At 61.3% G+C, this 15,470-nt stretch carries 19 protein-coding genes and 1 pseudogene; 19 read left to right on the top strand and 1 reads right to left on the bottom strand.

What is annotated here, in order from left to right:
* Positions 1-267 precede the first annotated feature (267 nt).
* The 7 genes and pseudogenes from V1289_RS05925 to V1289_RS05895 all read left to right on the top strand — a co-directional run.
* On the top strand, positions 268-1,206 hold the full coding sequence (locus V1289_RS05925) for a DUF2493 domain-containing protein (RefSeq protein ID WP_334396066.1): 939 nt from the start codon (positions 268-270) through the stop codon (positions 1,204-1,206).
* Between the two features lie 241 nt (positions 1,207-1,447).
* Positions 1,448-1,924, top strand: coding sequence for a hypothetical protein (locus tag V1289_RS05920; RefSeq protein WP_334396065.1), 477 nt, complete (start codon positions 1,448-1,450; stop codon positions 1,922-1,924).
* A 352-nt stretch (positions 1,925-2,276) separates the two neighbouring features.
* Positions 2,277-2,459: a hypothetical protein gene (locus tag V1289_RS05915; RefSeq protein WP_334396064.1), complete on the top strand. Its 183-nt coding sequence runs from the start codon at positions 2,277-2,279 to the stop codon at positions 2,457-2,459.
* Position 2,460: 1 nt separating this feature from the next.
* Complete coding sequence (locus V1289_RS05910; RefSeq protein WP_334396063.1) at positions 2,461-2,784, top strand: DUF736 domain-containing protein; 324 nt, start codon at positions 2,461-2,463, stop codon at positions 2,782-2,784.
* Between the two features lie 811 nt (positions 2,785-3,595).
* Positions 3,596-3,931, top strand: coding sequence for a helix-turn-helix transcriptional regulator (locus V1289_RS05905; protein ID WP_334396062.1), 336 nt, complete (start codon positions 3,596-3,598; stop codon positions 3,929-3,931).
* Positions 3,921-5,201, top strand: coding sequence for a type II toxin-antitoxin system HipA family toxin (locus tag V1289_RS05900; RefSeq protein ID WP_334396061.1), 1,281 nt, complete (start codon positions 3,921-3,923; stop codon positions 5,199-5,201). The genes V1289_RS05905 and V1289_RS05900 overlap by 11 nt, the downstream gene beginning before the upstream one ends.
* Before the next feature lie 44 nt (positions 5,202-5,245).
* Positions 5,246-5,469: pseudogene (locus V1289_RS05895) on the top strand (hypothetical protein); the annotation flags it as partial.
* Between the two features lie 282 nt (positions 5,470-5,751).
* Here the strand turns inward: V1289_RS05895 and V1289_RS05890 are convergent.
* Positions 5,752-5,979, bottom strand: coding sequence for a helix-turn-helix domain-containing protein (locus V1289_RS05890; protein WP_044592761.1), 228 nt, complete (start codon positions 5,977-5,979; stop codon positions 5,752-5,754).
* Between the two features lie 157 nt (positions 5,980-6,136).
* Between V1289_RS05890 and V1289_RS05885 the strand changes: the two genes are divergently transcribed.
* The 12 genes from V1289_RS05885 to V1289_RS05830 all read left to right on the top strand — a co-directional run bounded on the left by V1289_RS05885 (position 6,137) and on the right by V1289_RS05830 (position 15,461).
* Positions 6,137-6,421, top strand: coding sequence for a DNA -binding domain-containing protein (locus V1289_RS05885; RefSeq protein ID WP_334396060.1), 285 nt, complete (start codon positions 6,137-6,139; stop codon positions 6,419-6,421).
* Positions 6,422-6,574: 153 nt separating this feature from the next.
* Entirely contained in the window at positions 6,575-6,760 is a 186-nt protein-coding gene (locus tag V1289_RS05880) for a transcriptional regulator domain-containing protein (protein ID WP_334396059.1), read from the top strand.
* Between the two features lie 58 nt (positions 6,761-6,818).
* On the top strand, positions 6,819-7,340 hold the full coding sequence (locus tag V1289_RS05875) for a DUF2285 domain-containing protein (protein ID WP_334396057.1): 522 nt from the start codon (positions 6,819-6,821) through the stop codon (positions 7,338-7,340).
* 130 nt (positions 7,341-7,470) lie between these two features.
* Positions 7,471-7,752 (top strand): helix-turn-helix transcriptional regulator, encoded by a 282-nt coding sequence (locus V1289_RS05870; RefSeq protein ID WP_334396056.1) that lies wholly within the window; start codon positions 7,471-7,473, stop codon positions 7,750-7,752.
* A 17-nt stretch (positions 7,753-7,769) separates the two neighbouring features.
* Positions 7,770-8,657 (top strand): replication initiator protein A, encoded by an 888-nt coding sequence (locus V1289_RS05865; protein WP_334396055.1) that lies wholly within the window; start codon positions 7,770-7,772, stop codon positions 8,655-8,657.
* A gap of 367 nt (positions 8,658-9,024) precedes the next feature.
* Positions 9,025-9,489 (top strand): DUF2840 domain-containing protein, encoded by a 465-nt coding sequence (locus V1289_RS05860; RefSeq protein ID WP_334396054.1) that lies wholly within the window; start codon positions 9,025-9,027, stop codon positions 9,487-9,489.
* Complete coding sequence (locus tag V1289_RS05855; protein WP_334396053.1) at positions 9,486-9,995, top strand: S26 family signal peptidase; 510 nt, start codon at positions 9,486-9,488, stop codon at positions 9,993-9,995. Before V1289_RS05860 ends, V1289_RS05855 begins: the two co-directional genes overlap by 4 nt.
* Positions 9,996-9,997: 2 nt before the next feature.
* Positions 9,998-10,906: a lytic transglycosylase domain-containing protein gene (locus V1289_RS05850; RefSeq protein WP_334396052.1), complete on the top strand. Its 909-nt coding sequence runs from the start codon at positions 9,998-10,000 to the stop codon at positions 10,904-10,906.
* Positions 10,903-11,154 (top strand): hypothetical protein, encoded by a 252-nt coding sequence (locus V1289_RS05845; RefSeq protein ID WP_334396051.1) that lies wholly within the window; start codon positions 10,903-10,905, stop codon positions 11,152-11,154. The genes V1289_RS05850 and V1289_RS05845 overlap by 4 nt, the downstream gene beginning before the upstream one ends.
* Positions 11,151-12,902 carry a relaxase/mobilization nuclease domain-containing protein gene (locus tag V1289_RS05840; RefSeq protein WP_334396050.1) on the top strand — a complete coding sequence of 584 codons (1,752 nt, stop codon included), beginning with the start codon at positions 11,151-11,153 and terminating at the stop codon, positions 12,900-12,902. The genes V1289_RS05845 and V1289_RS05840 overlap by 4 nt, the downstream gene beginning before the upstream one ends.
* Positions 12,903-13,007: 105 nt before the next feature.
* Positions 13,008-15,008, top strand: a complete 2,001-nt coding sequence (locus tag V1289_RS05835) for a conjugal transfer protein TraG (protein WP_334396049.1) — start codon at positions 13,008-13,010, stop codon at positions 15,006-15,008.
* Positions 15,009-15,017: 9 nt separating this feature from the next.
* Complete coding sequence (locus tag V1289_RS05830) at positions 15,018-15,461, top strand: ribbon-helix-helix domain-containing protein (RefSeq protein ID WP_334396048.1); 444 nt, start codon at positions 15,018-15,020, stop codon at positions 15,459-15,461.
* The last annotated feature ends 9 nt before the right edge of the window (positions 15,462-15,470 follow it).

Below are 15,470 nucleotides of genomic sequence, written 5' to 3'. Positions count from 1 at the left end.
TGTCGGAGGGGGTCGCGCTCACGGCCTTCTTGAGAGGGCGACCCTGCGGCAAGCGGTCCGGCCAGGCAATGGCGGGAGCCGGCTATTTTCCGTCGCGCCGCCAAAGCGGCGCTTTACATCGCGAGCCAAAATAGCCGGCTCCCGCCATCCTCCGCTTTGCTTCGGCCGCTGTCGCTGCGCTCGGCGATGCAGGTCCGCTCCGCCCGCCGCCTTTCGTCGCCATGAAGGCCGCGATGGGCGCGGCCGATCCGACCAAAGGAGTCCCCCATGAAGATCGCGCACGACGAGACAGACCACGAGCTGCCGCACGCCTCATCCCCGACCGATCACGTCCTCACCGAACTCCAGCTTCACGGCTATCGCCCGTTCCAGGACGAACCCGACCCGAGACCGCTGCCCGAAGCCCGTATCGTCGCGGCCGCCGTCGCCGACATCTTCGACGCCCTCATCGCGAGCTTGAGCGAAACCCGGCTCGAACCCGACCTCGCGGATCTCTTGTGGTCGGCCGTCAATCTCTTCCACCGCGCCAACGAGCGCATCGAACGCGAGCTCGACGACAACGAACAGGCGCAGAAGCGCAGCCAACGCGACCAGGATGGCTCCGAAATCCGCTCGGTCGAACTGGAGCGTCTCACAGCCGAGGGCATGACGTTGATCGAGCGGCGCAACAGCATGGAGTACTTCCGCGATCAGGCGGCCGACCACTTCGCCCGTCACACCGGATCGCACTGGAATCCGCGCAGCGGCTCGATGGTGAACCACCGCGCCGTGACTTCGGCCGTCATCGACAGCCGTGACTTCCTCGCCGCCAAACGCCGGGCCGAGACCGAGGTACTATTGCCCGCCGGGCCGAAGATCGCCTTCACCGGCGGCCTCGAGTTCAACGATCACCGCCTGATTTGGGACAAGCTCGATCAGGTCCACGCCAAGCATCCGGACATGGTCCTGCTCCACGGCGGTTCGCCGAAGGGCGCCGAGCGTATTGCCGCCCGCTGGGCCGACCACCGCAAAGTTCCGCAAATCGCCTTCAAGCCCGATTGGACCAAACACGCCAAGGCAGCACCTTTCAAGCGCAACGATCAGATGCTCGACGTACTGCCGATCGGTGTCATCGTCTTCCCCGGCACCGGCATTCAGGAGAACCTGGCTGACAAGGCACGGAAGCTCGGCATCCCCGCCTGGAAATTCGGCAACGGTGGCGCGTAAGCGCCACCGTGTCTCCAGCTTGAGCTGCTATCCATTGAACCTGCAGAGCGGCAATGTCCGCTCTGCACCGTAACAGCGAACTGGGCCGCACGTGCTCACTCCGCCTGTGTCGAACTGAAACTTGGCTCGCCGGCCGACCGCAAGGGATTCCAAACGCGCACGGGATCGGCTATTCCCAGGACCGCGCCGTGGTGGTGGTGGAAGGCGCGACCCTTGCATTCCTTGTCACGGAACCATCACCATGCTCATCGTCGGCGTTCTCCTCAATATCGTCGGGCTCGGTATTTTCTGCTGGGCGCCGTTCGCGCTCGCAACCCATGCATTGCCGTTCTTCATCGGCATGACCGTGGGGATCTATTCATTTCAAGCCGGAGCAGGTCCGTTCGGTGCCATCGTCGTTGGCTTCGTTACGGCCGGTTTCACGCTCGTGGTCGGGCAGCACGCCTTCTCCGTCGCGCGCTCTCCGATCGTCCGCCTTGCCATTGGGCTATTATTCGCGGTTCCGGCGGCACGCGCCGGCTATGATGTGACGCTTGCCTTCGCACACCTCGGGATTCCCTCGGAATGGTGGCGGGAGTCGTTCGCCGTGCTTGGCGCAATCGCTGTCGGGGGCACCGCCTGGGCGAATGTGTCGATGCAGACCGACATCGCTCTCAGATCGGGCGCTGCATCCAGCCCCATTCAGCCACCGAATGGGCCGACGACCACGGGCGGGTGACTGCGCGCGTTTGTCGTCTCTTTCGGTTGGCATAACGCTGAGATCTCGTCGTCGTTGCTGATCGCGGCAACGGGGTCCTCTCTTAGCGTTTCGATTGAGCCGGGTGATCTCTTCGGCGGACTGCAACCCTGTGGTTACCGGCACATGCGCCGACTTCCGTCTGCTCGGTAACAACGGGGCGGCCTTTCTGCACGCCAGGTTTCCTTTTCCTTCGCCGGGAAGGCGGGGCTTCTTGTGTTAGCCGATTGCCCGCTGGCACGTCTCCTAAAGCTGTTCAGCGCACGCGATCACCTGGCCTCTCATTGGCTTGATCTGGCCGAAGGCCGGCTGCGCCTCGATCGCCTGAACCGCAATGGCGGCGGCGAGACTTTCTTCCCCTGGGCTTCGCCCATTCCTCGCGAGGCAAGAAAGTCTCACCGCCGCCATCCTCCGCTACGCTGCGGCCCAAACGGGTGCGGCGTCGATCGCCTTCAGCTTTCAGATCGCCATCGAGGCCGCGGTGGTCGCGGAGCTCGAAAACAGCAAGGAGAAGTAACATGGCTAACATCGGCTCATTCAAGAAATCCGGCCAGGAATTCCAGGGCGAAATCGTCACCCTGAGCCTCCAGACCAGGGGCGTCCGCATCGTTCCCGAAACTGACCGGACCAACGACAACGCGCCGAGCCACCGGGTCTATGTCGGTCGTGCCGAGATCGGGGCCGCCTGGCCGAAGCGCTCCACCGAAGGCCGCGATTATCTCTCGGTCAAGCTGGACGATCCGAGCTTCAACGCGCCGATCTACGCCAACCTCTTCGACGACGAAGACGCCGAAACCTACACCCTCATCTGGTCCCGCAGCCGCAAGCCGAATGGCGACTAAGGCCCAATTCGCCCCGCCCGAGTTCCTCGGGCGGGGCTTTTTTGCTTTAAAAGCCCGCTCACGGCAGTCACAAACCTTGATGTGGACGCCGTGGCTTGGGCGCGCGCATCGCGTGCGATAGGCTTCAACGCGTTGGTCCCCCAAACGACGTTCTTGGTGAGGATTATGCGAATGCGTTTACGCCTGTAATCGATGCGCAATTGTCCCTTGCCGACATTTGCCTCGCTCAAATCCTCAATGATGCATTCAAGTGATGGTGTACCGGTCTTCAGCGTTGGGCGCGTCCGCTGGCCGCGGACCGGGCTCTCGTGCACCGAGCCGCAAGGCGTCTCGGCCATCCGGCTTTGATCCCTCGCGCGATCATGGGTCGCTCGCCGGAGGCACTCGCCTTCGGGTCCCGCCGTCATTTCATTCCGGCGTCGCTATCACTGCCCCTCTGCGGGTGCCTTCTTAACCGGTCTCGCGACTGCAGTCGGTCCCGCGTCCCGCCGCTTTCAGCGTCGGCGCTATGCTGACGCTCCTGCGGCTGCTTCTTCCTCCTGCCGGCGCTTCGCTTCGGCACGATCTCACCGGTCACCGGTAGGGGACGAAAATTGGAGGCTAAATCCGAGGTCCGGTTATCATCATAAGCCGCACGTTCCGTTCGGTCCCGGGTACGGTTCAGGCACGCTTCGCAGAACTGGTATGATCCATAAATAGTCCATATGTAAGTAAATGGCGTATTTATGATACAGTTCGTTTGACCACCAAAATGGAAAGAGCTATAAGAGCACCACAGAAACTAATATGTGCTATTTATGGACCATCATATATGTCGAAAACCCAGCGCCCTCTCTCCCCCTATGCTGCTGACGCGGTGGCCCTTCTTGGCCAGCTCATTCGCAAAGCGCGCATCGAACGCAAGCTCAGGGCCGTCGATGTGACCGACCGGGCAGGGATCTCGCGTGGTCTCCTGCGGCGCATCGAGACGGGCGATCCCGGATGCACGATCGGCGCGGTGTTCGAGGTCTCGACAATTGTCGGCGTGCGACTATTCGATACCGATCAGACAGCACTATCCAAGGCCGTCGAGACCAATCGCGAAATAATGGCGCTGCTGCCGAAATCGGTTCGCAATCCACATATCGAGGCCGACGATGACTTCTGATGCCAAATTCACCCAGGCTTTTGTCTGGGTCTGGCTCCCAGATCAAACAGAACCCGTCGTCGCCGGGCTTCTATCGGCAAGTGGCAAGCAACTCGTATTCAACTACGGGCGAAGTTACCTCGCGCGCAAGGACGCCATTCCGCTCTACGAACCGGAATTGCCGCTGCGGAGCGGAATCTTGCCGCTCACGGCGGGGTTAAGCATGCCGAACTGTATTCGCGATGCGGCTCCCGACGCATGGGGCCGCCGCATTATCATCAATCGAAAATTCGGAGCGCAAAGCAGGAATATCGATCCGGGTAGCGTCGATGAGTTCATCTATCTGCTGGAATCCGGTTCAGACCGCATCGGCGCACTGGATTTTCAGACATCCTCCGCGAACTACCTGGCGCGAGAAGGAGCTGAGGTCTCCCTCCACGAGCTCCTGAACGCCGCAGCGCTGGTTGAAAAGGGAGTTCCGGTCCCGGCCGAACTCGACCGGGCCCTTCTCCATGGAAGCTCGATCGGAGGTGCACGCCCCAAGGCGGTGATCACGTCGGGCAACAAGAAATTTGTTGCGAAGTTCTCATCGCAGAACGACCTCTACGGCGTCGTCAAGGCCGAATACATCGCCATGCGTCTGGCCGCCGATGTCGGCCTGACCGTTGCCCCGGTGAGCCTTGAGCGCGCAGCGGGAAAGGACGTCCTCCTTATCGAACGCTTTGATCGCGTCAAAGTGGAAGGAGGCTGGAGCCGGAAAGCCATGATTTCCGCCCTCACGCTGCTCGAGCTCGACGAACTCATGGCCCGCTATGCCGGCTACGAGCAACTTGCGACCATCATTCGTCACCGGTTTCAGGCGCCAAGGGAGACGCTCAAAGAACTCTTTGCACGAATGCTGTTCAACATTCTCTGTGGAAATACCGATGACCATGCACGCAATCACGCCGCTTTCTGGAACGGCAAGGAACTGTCCTTGACCCCTGCATATGACATCTGTCCGCAAAATCGGACAGGTGGAGAAGCTACCCAAGCCATGCTGATCATGGGCCAGGAGCGCGCAAGCCAAATTGCTCTGTGCCTGAAAGCGGCGCCGCTGTTTCTGATGAACAACGCCGAGGCAATCCTGCTCGCCACCAAACAGGTCAAAACGATCAAGCAGCGCTGGCCCGCGGTATGCGATGAGGCAAAGCTCAGCAAGGTAGATCGGAATTTCCTCTGGCGTCGCCAATTTTTAAATCCGTATGCCTTCCTGGAAGCACCGGAAGCCCTAACCAACCTGATCGATTAGAAGAGCACCTCAACGGCGAGTTACGCCAGACGCGAGTCGAAATTACCAAATCCGAGACCTCGAAAATCATCGAAACCGTCTTGGGCGAGGAAAATCGCAAGCCGGAAAGCATCTTTGACTTCGTGCAGGGGATTACGGCGTTGCCCGGACCAAATCGCATCAGGACGCGAGGCTTGAACTGGAAGGGAAGACGAAGCGCTTGATGGAATGCGCAATCTATGGGGCGAGCCACCCAATCGGCATCGGTTGCGCGGCTACTTCCCTGTAGCCTAACCGCAGCAGCCTGAATCCGGACATCCGAAGCCAAAAATGGCGGCTCAGAGGATGATGCCGGCGTTGTCGGCGGGAGATTATCGACTGTTTACCATCCGATAGATGTGACCGACCACTGCCCCAAGCGGGACATGCCGAGCGGGGGATCGCTGCAACAAAAAGATCAAAGTTCCGGAAGGCCTATGTCTCATTAGGCTTGCAACGGCGACTCGACGAAGATGAGCGCCGGAGTAAATCTGCGGCCTCGAGGCGAGAACCCGCGCGCCGGGATTTTCGCCTACGATCTGGTCGCCCGCCCAGACCGCTTGAGCAAGTCTCCCGGTTCGGTCCCCAGCGCTTCTGCAATCTGTCCGAGCACGGTGACGCTTGCCGATACATCGCCGCGCTCGATCGCGCCGACGTAGCGGGCGCTTAAGCCCGCGCGCTCGGCCAGCTCCTCTTGCGTCATTTGCAGATCGTGGCGTTTCCGACGCAGGTTCACTGCCATGATCTCCTTAAGATCCATGGCGACATGGGAACCCGAATAGGAATGATCGTTCTAGGAACGATCGTTCCTATTCGTCTCAAGCTGTGGTATCCATGAACAGCCAATCCTATGAACGGGAACCGCCAATTAAGGTCACGCGCCGCCGTTCGAACGGAGCTTCGAAAGAACGGACATCATGCAGAAACCACCCCTTGATCCAGATGTCGACGATACGGCGCCGACGGGCGCCGCGCTGATGGTGTACGACGAGGAGCACATCATCACCTATCTGCGGCTGCTTGATGCCGACGCGGAGGGCGCGGATTGGCGCGAGGTGGCACGGCTCGTGCTCCATATTGATCCGGAACTTGAACCCGCTCGTGCAAGAACTGCATTCGATAGCCATCTGACCCGCGCGAAATGGATGACAGAGCAGGGATATCGCCATTTGCTGCGGGGTGGTGCGTCCAATTCAGAATAATCGCCTGCGTATTCGCAGCCCGTTGGAAAAAGCTGCTCCCAGCATTGAAGATCGTCCGGATGCATCACGTGATGCATGATCAGGGACTTCCACAACCTCTGCTGATCAGAATTATCGTGCCGCAATTTCTTGCAGTGCAAAGTGGGGACACGAATGTCTAAGTTTGATTGGAGGTCAGCGAGCGGCTACGATCGCGCTCAAGGCGCAGAGATCACCGGATTTGCTTGGGAATGCTTGCGTCGCAATCAGAATTATCAGCGGGACCGTCGCGGCGTCCCCCCAACCTCCACCATGAGTGACGAGTTCCGCCAACGATGGGGGCTGTGTTTTCGCAGCTAACCCCGACCAATCTTTCTCTGAACAGATGGTGTTTTGGGCGCCGGAGGTCTTGCCGACGGTGATCCCAATTCGTCCAGCGCTGCCGTTCAGCGCAGACACTCACGTCAGTCTTAAGCTGGGCGAATTGACTGCGGGAGAGCTGCGGCAAGCGCCCGACGGCTGGTACGCCGTGTTGAATCTGCGCGGCGTCGAACACCGCGTGTGGCTGAAGGAAGCACCGGTCATCGCCGAAACCTATGCGGTCGAGCTTCAGCTCGACCGCGACTTCGAATTCCGTGCGCATGCAGCGCGTCGGCTGTGGCGAACCCTGAACGACCGTCCGCCCGGACCACCGTTGCACGTGTTTTCCGCGCAGCGCCGCCGTCGTCTGGCGCTCGCCCTTCGCGCCCTCGATGCGCGGATGGACGGCAGTACGTACCGCGAAATCGCGGAAGTCCTGTTTGGCGCCAGGCAGATTCCGGAACGCGCCTGGAAAACCCACGACCTGCGTAATCGAACCATTCGTCTCGTTCAAACCGGCTTCGCCCTGATGCGCGGCGGCTATCGCGCGTTGCTGCGACCGCCACCTCGCAAAGAATAGAAGATCGGCAGGGTATCGAAAACCCACCCCCACTTCTTCGGCATCCCCCTTCGCGGGGCTTCTCCGCGATCGTGACCGTCGACGCGCCGCCGACCTCACCGGCGCTCCAGACGATCACGGAGCCTCTCCAATGCCCGATCCGAACGCCGGCTTGCCGCCGCGTTACCTGCGCACGCCCGAAGCTGCCCGGTTCCTCAGTCTCTCGGGCCGCACGCTGGAAAAGCACCGAACCTACGGTACGGGCCCCGCCTATCGAAAGATTGGCGGCCGCGTCGTCTACGCGCTCGACGATCTCAAAGCCTGGGCCGACCGCGGGACCAAGACATCAACCTCCGATCCCGGCAACGGCACGGTGCTGCCGGCCAAACGTCACGCCGGCCCCATTCCCTATGCCGGCAAGGCGCGGCGTTGATGCAAGCGGAGTGCGATATGTCTGCACGGCGAAGGCCTCGATCAGAGCGTGACCAACTCGACCTGTTTCGCGCGCAGCCGGGCGACCTGGCGCCACGCGATGCACAGGACCTGATGGCTTATCCGTTCTTTTCGCTGGCAAAGTCCAAGCGCATCACACCCATCGATTTCCGCGCCGGGACCATCACCATTCGTGTCGAAGCCGTGCCGGAACATGGCATGGCGACGATTTGGGACGCGGATGTTCTGATCTGGGCCGCCTCGCAAATCATGGAGGCCCGCGACGCCGGTCTGAAGACATCCCGTCTAATGGCAGCAACCCCGTACGAAATCCTGACCTTCGTCGGTCGAGGCACCAGCGTGCGGGATTACGATCGCCTCAAGGCGGCGCTCGACCGGCTGCAATCGACCACCGTGATGACCTCGATCCGTCAGCCGACGGAGCGGCGGCGGCATCGTTTCTCCTGGATCAATGAATGGAAAGAGACAGCCGATGTGCACGGCCACGCCCGCGGACTCGAGTTGATCCTGCCGGATTGGCTCTATACCGGCGTCCTGAACGAAGCGCTCGTACTGACCATCGATCGCACGTATTTTGATCTCACCGGGGGATTGGAGCGTTGGCTTTGCCGCCTCGTGTGCAAGCACGGCGGTCGCCAGGAGGGCGGCCGGAGTTTTGATTTTGTGCATCCCCACGCCAAATCCGGCAGCCCCTCACCGCTCAAGGATTTTGCCTACGATTTGCGCGAGATCGTCCACCGCCAGACGCTGCCCGGCTACCGATTGGTCATCACGCATGACCCGCGCGGTGCAGAGCCGCTGAACTTCGGGCCTGTTCCCATCGATGCCTTTGCGGGGCGGTTGCGCAAACGCGGGCTCGTTCCTCCATCAGGGGGCAGCCTGTGATTCCTCTCGTGCTATCAGGGACCGGGACCGTCGTGCCGTCGGGGACCCGATCCTCGTGCTATCGGGGACCGGAATCGAAGCTAACTCCTTGGCGTTCAATACCTAGGTCGCCCCGTAACTTTCCTAAGCTGGAATCCTTCGGATTTTTTCCAACGGATCGCAACCCCTTGCGGGCTGTGGATAACGCTCTTGTAGCAGGGTCTCGCGCGTCCGATCGACAATCGCTTGGCCAACGCGAGTCGCCGACAAGCGGTCGTAACGCATGCGCTATCCGCAAGATCTTGGCCGTCAAAGTCAACCTCGATCCTGCAAATGCGCATCGGATTCTGTCCTTCCCAAATCCTCTCAAAAAACAACGGAGAACGTCGTGACCGACCACACGACCGTCGAGCTTTTGTGGCTCGAGAAGCGTATCGAGAATCGGGTTCGGTTCGGCCGCACGGTGGCGGAACAGACCATCGATCGCCACCGGCGCATCCTGTCATTCGCTCCCGGCTCCATTTTTGCGTTTGTGCGCTGGACGTCCAACGATTTTGGCACGGTCATCTCCCGTGTCGACATTTTGCGCGCCGCGACGCCCGGACAGCGCTATTCGACGGTGCCTTGGGTCAAGCCCGGCGGCGACATCTTGTTGCGGCTAACAGGCTGGCCGAAGGTCGAGCGCGTGCTGCAACTGATCGATGCGGTAGAAGCGCTCGACATCCATCCGGCCGACGTCGCACCGGAATACTGGCATCACGTCCACAACCGCTTGTCGGTGAACGAGACGCCGCGGCCGTACACCCGCGGGCGCCACCAGGCCTGGCTGCGCCGGCGGAGGATCGCGCCATGAGGAATCGGCTGGCGACAATTCTGACTACGTTCGGCGCTGTTGCCCTTGTCATGTCGACGATGGGAGAGGCAACGCCAGCCTACCTTTGGAACGCCTCGAAGAGCGTTCCGGTCGGTCTCTACCAGCTGCAGCCCGTTGGCAGGCTTGCTGTCACCGAACTCGTGGCTGTCCGACCGCCCGAGCCGCTTGCGACCTTTCTCGATCTGAACGGCTATCTGCCGATCGGCGTTCCCATGCTCAAACGCGTGCTGGCGCTCCCTGGACAAACGGTCTGCAGGAAAGGGCTGACGATCTCGGTCGATGGGATCGACATGGGAGAAGCGCTGTCGCGCGATAGCCGCGGCCGTCCCTTGCCTGTCTGGCAAGGATGTCGCGTCGTTGGCGCGGGCGAGCTCTTTCTCATGAACTGGCAATCGGAAGACTCTCTGGACGGCCGTTACTTTGGGCTTGTCCCTCACTCGTCCGTCATCGGCAAGGCATTGCCTGTGTGGACCAGAGAGGAGTGATCGTGAGCACCCTTGCCGAAAAAGTTGTCATTCCTCTGTTCGATCGAACGCAGCACCATTCCTCCGTCCCGACCACCTTCGCGACGGCCGTCGCGCGCAACGGCGGTCCAGGGCGGCCGCGAGGCCGGCGCAAGTGCACTTTACCCTGGACGGCCGTGAGCACGATGGCGGGCTCCCGGCTTCTTCGGTTGGCAGCCTGTCTTTCCGGGGTCCTTCTGACAATCGTGTCGCTATCCGACGCAATGGCCGATGCTGAATCGACGGCCCCTGGGTCACGTTCGTCCCGCGCGTTTCGTGTCGAATCCCTTGCAACTTTTATCACCGAAGCATCCCGTCGCTTTGCGATCCCGGAGCATTGGATTCGCGCAGTCATGCAGCTTGAGAGCGGAGGCGACGAGCGAGCCATATCGCCGATGGGCGCTCTTGGGCCGATGCAAATCATGCCACGGACCTGGGTTGAACTGAGCGTCCGATACGGGTTGGGCATCGATCCCTTTGATCCGCGCGACAACATCATGGCAGGTGCTGCGTACCTTCGCGAAATGCACGACCGCTTCGGATCGCCTGGATTCCTGGCCGCCTACAATGCGGGTCCAGAGCGTTATGAACAGCACCTGGCCACAGGTCGACCGCTTCCAGCAGAGACGCAGGCGTACGTTGCTGCGCTCGCGCCGATTCTTAAACCCGAACTCCGGGACGGTAGGGTTTCTGTCGCCAACCCCGTCGTTCTCTGGCGCCACGCTCCGCTCTTTGTCGGGCACATCGAGAGCGTGCCGGTTGCCGGCCGATCAGCGTCCACTTTGCCCTTGAAGTCGTCGTCGGATGTGCTGTCCGGAGCGAGTCCCTCTCGGCTGACGCCTCATGCCGAAGGCCTGTTCGTGCGTCGATCAAATGAGATGCGATCCCGATGATGGAAATCGCAATTCGTTGCAGGGCGTCGGAAGTTTTGGCGGGTCCGAAAGTGATCGGGTGGGCGCAGGGAGAAGTCGACCGCGGATGGCAAGATAAAAGCGCCGACGGCTGTCGAGCGCATGTGGTTGGTTGGATGACGATTTTCGTCACGTTGGGTCCTCAGCAGGCTGGCCCATTTTCCGAAAAGGGCAACGGCGTCAATGATGCAGACGCCAGCCGCCCGCAAAAGGGCGAGGAGGTGCCATGAGCCCACACGATAGCGACCTGCGGATTCGACCTGGCCGCATTCGAGACAGCGGGCGTCGTGCGGTCAGGCAGAAGAGCTTTGTCGGTCAGGTGATGCATGCTGCCCGCAAGGCTGGCCACACAGGTCAAGGGTCCGGCCGGTCGTCGCGGAGCAGTTCATCTCGGTTTGGACGTGGCCAAGCGGCAGCACTAGGCCCGAGATTGCGCTCGCCGGGTCGTCGCGTGGCAATCAAGGCGCGCGTCGTGCGTCATCGTGGAAGCCAGTTCCGAAAGGCGCCGCTAGCCAAACATCTGACCTATCTCAAACGCGATGGGGTCACCCGTGACGGCGCCGACGCCAGGATGTTCGACGCACGCTCGGATCAGGTGGATGAACGGGGATTTGCTGAACGATGCGGCGAAGACCGCCATCACTTCAGGTTCATCGTTTCGCCGGAGGACGCGCGGGATATGGCGGACCTGCGGGCGTTTACGCGAGAATTGATAGCGGACGCCGAACGCGATCTTGGCACCACGCTCGACTGGGTCGCGGTGGATCACTGGAACACGGACAATCCCCATGTGCATGTCCTCGTCCGGGGACGCGTTGACGATGGACGAGATCTCGTTATCAATCGCGACTACATCAGCCGCGGATTTCGGTGGCGGGCCGAAGAGCGTGTCACGTTGGAGCTCGGACCGCGGACCGAGCGCGAGATCCGCTCGGCGCTCGAAAGAGAGGTGGATGCTGAACGATGGACTGGGCTGGACCGGGCCCTGCGCGTTGCCGCCGATGAAGGCGCCGGCATCGCCGATCTTCGCCCAGGGGACGTCGGCGAGGATCCCGAACTTCGCCGGCTCATGGTTGGCCGTGCGGCAAAACTGGAACGGCTCGGCCTCGCCGAACAGTCCGCGCGCGGCCGCTGGAGCCTAAGGCCTGGCTTCGAGCAGACATTGCGAGAGCTTTCGACCCGTGGCGACATCATCAAGACGATGCATCGCGCCATGACCGGGGCGGGGCGGGAACCGGATATTTCCGGCTTTGCCCTTCATGGCGATGAACTCTCCAACCCGGTGATGGGCCGGTTGATCGAACGTGGCCTGCACGACGAGCTCAAGGGTTCAGCTTACGCTATCGTCGAGGCCGTTGATGGCCGAACTCATCATTTGCGTTTTCCCGATCTGGAATTCACCGGTGATGCCAAGACGGGAGCCATCGTCGAGGTACGCACCTACGATGACGCGAACGGCAGGAAAAGACTTTCATTGGCGGTCCACTCGGATCTGACGGTGCAGGAGCAAGTTACGGCACCCGGTCCGACCTGGATCGACCGCCAACTGCTTGCGCGCGAACCTTTGTCAGCCGGCGGTAACTTTGGTGCTGATGTGCGTGACGCAATGGAACGCCGCATTGACCATCTGGCAGGAGAGGGGCTCGCGCGGCGGCAAGCTCAGCGCGTCGTCTTTGCGGGCGATTTACTCGAAACCTTGCGGCGGCGGGAACTGGATAGCGCGGTCGGCAAGATCAGCGGTGACAGCGGGCTCGCCTACCAACCCTCAGCGGAAGGCGAGCACGTCGCTGGAATCTTCCGTCGGCGTATCACCTTGAGTTCAGGCCGGTTCGCGATGATCGATGATGGATTGGGATTTCAGCTTGTGCCTTGGCGACCCATCCTGGAGCGGCATGTGGGAAGCCAGGTTTCGGGCGTCATGACGCCTGGTGGCAGAGTCGACTGGAGCTTTGATCGGAACCGCGGACTTGGACTCTAGCGCCGGGCCGGTTGTCCGGTTCGTACGCCGTACCCGCCATTTATTCGCTCCGGCGAAATCCCTGCCTTGCCAATCGCAGGCGGCGGCATTTGATCCCGCGCCATCATGTCTACGACCAAGATCCTTTGGGGTCAGATCACTCTCGTCTGTTTCATTGTGCTCGTCACGATGTGGGCTGCCACGCAATGGATCGCCTGGAAGCTCGGGTATCAGCCGCAACTTGGCACCCCATGGTTTGAACTGGGAGGGGGAAGGCCTGTCTACGTTCCGCCCGCCTTCTTCTGGTGGTGGTACGCGTACGACGCCTATGCGCCACAGGTGTTCGTTGAAGGCGCCTGCATCGCGGCCTCGGGCGGGATCATGTCGATCGTCGTGGCCTTCGGCATGTCGGTGTGGCGCGCACGTGAAGCGAAGACCACGGCGACCTATGGCTCCGCTCGATGGGCCGTGCGTCGCGAGATCGATTCGGCAGGCCTTCTGAGACCGGACGGCGCAGTGCTCGGCCGCTTCGAGCGCAGCTATCTTCGTCACGATGGTCCGGAGCACGTACTTTGCTTCGCACCGACACGTTCCGGCAAGGGCGTAGGTCTCGTCATCCCCACGCTGCTGACCTGGCCGGGCAGTTGCATCGTCCACGACATCAAGGGCGAGAACTGGGCGCTCACCTCGGGCTTCCGCTCCCGGTATGGCAGGGTGTTGCTGTTCGATCCGACCAATCGCTCCTCCGCGGCTTACAATCCCTTGCTGGAAGTCCGCCGGGGCGAATGGGAGGTCCGAGACGTCCAAAATATCGCGGATGTCCTCGTGGATCCGGAAGGGGCATTGGAACGGCGCAATCATTGGGAAAAGACCAGCCATTCTCTTCTCGTCGGCGCAATCCTACACGTCCTGTATGCGGAGGCGGACAAGACGCTCGCGGGTGTCGCCAACTTCCTGTCCGATCCCAAGCGCTCCATCGAAACCACCCTGCGTGCGATGATGACGACGGCGCATCTTGGCGACACCGGGCCGCATCCCGTCATTGCCTCTGCAGCACGAGAGCTTCTGAACAAGAGCGAGAACGAGCGCTCTGGCGTGCTCTCGACTGCAATGTCGTTCCTTGGGCTTTATCGCGATCCTGTGGTGGCACAGGTCACACGGCAATGCGACTGGCGCATTCGCGATCTTGTCGAGGACGAGCGGCCGACAACGCTATATCTCGTAGTCCCTCCTTCCGACATCAGCCGGACCAAGCCGCTCGTACGGCTCATTCTCAATCAGATCGGCCGCCGCTTGACCGAAGACCTGCATGCAAAGCGACGACGGCACCGGCTTCTCCTGATGCTTGACGAATTCCCGGCCTTGGGCCGGCTCGACTTCTTCGAATCCGCGCTGGCCTTCATGGCAGGATACGGCCTGAAGAGTTTCCTGATCGCGCAATCGCTCAATCAGATCGAGAGGGCGTACGGCCCGAACAATTCCATCCTCGATAATTGCCACGTCCGTGTGTCCTTTGCGACCAACGATGAGCGGACCGCGCGGCGGGTGTCGGATGCGCTGGGGATGGCGACCGAGCTGCGGGCGATGAAGAACTATGCCGGCCACAGGCTCAGTCCTTGGCTCGGTCATCTCATGGTCTCCCGTCAAGAGACCGCACGGCCACTCCTTACGCCAGGGGAGGTCATGCAACTACCGCCGGACGATGAACTGGTTCTGATCTCTGGATGCCCCCCAATCCGCGCGCAGAAAGCGCGCTACTATGAGGACCGGCAGTTACGGGAGCGCGTGCTTCCGCCGCCGAAACCGAACCATGATGCAGTCAGTCATCGACCGGCTGACGATTGGAGCAAGCGGCCGCTGCCAGCCGGCGTGCTGGCAGGTAATGAGCGAGATCGAAGAGATTGTACCCAGCCCGTGGACGATCCTGCCAATGGCGGCATCCGACGCGAACCCGAACTTGCCGTGCATGAAGAAGTCGCACCCGAACGAACTCCGCCAGTCCCTGAATTCGCGTTCTCTGACGAAGAGCCTGACGATGAGGTGCAGCGTAACAGTATTTTGCGCCGGCAGGTATCCAGCGTGGCTCGTCAGGCGGCCATGGATCCCGGTGATGGCATTGATCTCTGAGAGGATCTGATGCGTACCAAGCATACGTTCCGTCTGCCGCCGGAGTTGGCACGTCAACTCGCCGACTACGCCAACCGCAAGCGCGTTCCCCAGGCGCTTATCGTCGAGACGGCGCTTTCGTCCTACCTCTCGCCGGACAATTCCGAACGGATGGAGGCGGCACTAGGACGCCGGCTCGATCGACTGACGCGGCAAGTCGAACGCCTTGAGCGTCATGTCACGATTTCGAATGAAGCCGTGGCGCTGTTCGTTCGGTTTTGGCTGACCGCAACGCCACCTCTTCCGGACACGGCGCAACCGGCGGCACAGGCCAAAGGACGCGGACGCTACGCGGGGTTTGTCGAGGCCTTGGGCCGGCGGCTCGCCAAGGGACAGAGCCTGGCGCAGGAAATTTCACAGGACGTCGCTCCCGGTGATGGAAGCTCAGGCGCAAACGAGCAGCGGTCCGAATGATCCCGCCGT

It is taken from the genome of Bradyrhizobium sp. AZCC 2289, assembly GCF_036924615.1.
In the GTDB taxonomy this organism is placed as follows: Bacteria; Pseudomonadota; Alphaproteobacteria; order Rhizobiales; family Xanthobacteraceae; genus Bradyrhizobium.
This window is presented reverse-complemented; position numbering and strand designations above follow the sequence as displayed.

What these genes read in the sequence shown, in the direction of transcription:
- V1289_RS05845 (WP_334396051.1), top strand. Translation starts at nt 10,903, where the DNA reads ATGATGGAAATCGCAATTCGTTGCAGGGCGTCGGAAGTTTTGGCGGGT.
- V1289_RS05905 (WP_334396062.1), top strand. Translation starts at nt 3,596, where the DNA reads ATGTCGAAAACCCAGCGCCCTCTCTCCCCCTATGCTGCTGACGCGGTG.
- V1289_RS05835 (WP_334396049.1), top strand. Translation starts at nt 13,008, where the DNA reads ATGTCTACGACCAAGATCCTTTGGGGTCAGATCACTCTCGTCTGTTTC.
- V1289_RS05915 (WP_334396064.1), top strand. Translation starts at nt 2,277, where the DNA reads ATGGCGGCGGCGAGACTTTCTTCCCCTGGGCTTCGCCCATTCCTCGCG.
- V1289_RS05885 (WP_334396060.1), top strand. Translation starts at nt 6,137, where the DNA reads ATGCAGAAACCACCCCTTGATCCAGATGTCGACGATACGGCGCCGACG.
- V1289_RS05900 (WP_334396061.1), top strand. Translation starts at nt 3,921, where the DNA reads ATGACTTCTGATGCCAAATTCACCCAGGCTTTTGTCTGGGTCTGGCTC.
- V1289_RS05920 (WP_334396065.1), top strand. Translation starts at nt 1,448, where the DNA reads ATGCTCATCGTCGGCGTTCTCCTCAATATCGTCGGGCTCGGTATTTTC.
- V1289_RS05830 (WP_334396048.1), top strand. Translation starts at nt 15,018, where the DNA reads ATGCGTACCAAGCATACGTTCCGTCTGCCGCCGGAGTTGGCACGTCAA.
- V1289_RS05925 (WP_334396066.1), top strand. Translation starts at nt 268, where the DNA reads ATGAAGATCGCGCACGACGAGACAGACCACGAGCTGCCGCACGCCTCA.
- V1289_RS05865 (WP_334396055.1), top strand. Translation starts at nt 7,770, where the DNA reads ATGTCTGCACGGCGAAGGCCTCGATCAGAGCGTGACCAACTCGACCTG.
- V1289_RS05840 (WP_334396050.1), top strand. Translation starts at nt 11,151, where the DNA reads ATGAGCCCACACGATAGCGACCTGCGGATTCGACCTGGCCGCATTCGA.
- V1289_RS05880 (WP_334396059.1), top strand. Translation starts at nt 6,575, where the DNA reads ATGTCTAAGTTTGATTGGAGGTCAGCGAGCGGCTACGATCGCGCTCAA.
- V1289_RS05910 (WP_334396063.1), top strand. Translation starts at nt 2,461, where the DNA reads ATGGCTAACATCGGCTCATTCAAGAAATCCGGCCAGGAATTCCAGGGC.
- V1289_RS05870 (WP_334396056.1), top strand. Translation starts at nt 7,471, where the DNA reads ATGCCCGATCCGAACGCCGGCTTGCCGCCGCGTTACCTGCGCACGCCC.
- V1289_RS05855 (WP_334396053.1), top strand. Translation starts at nt 9,486, where the DNA reads ATGAGGAATCGGCTGGCGACAATTCTGACTACGTTCGGCGCTGTTGCC.
- V1289_RS05890 (WP_044592761.1), bottom strand. Translation starts at nt 5,979, where the DNA reads ATGGATCTTAAGGAGATCATGGCAGTGAACCTGCGTCGGAAACGCCAC.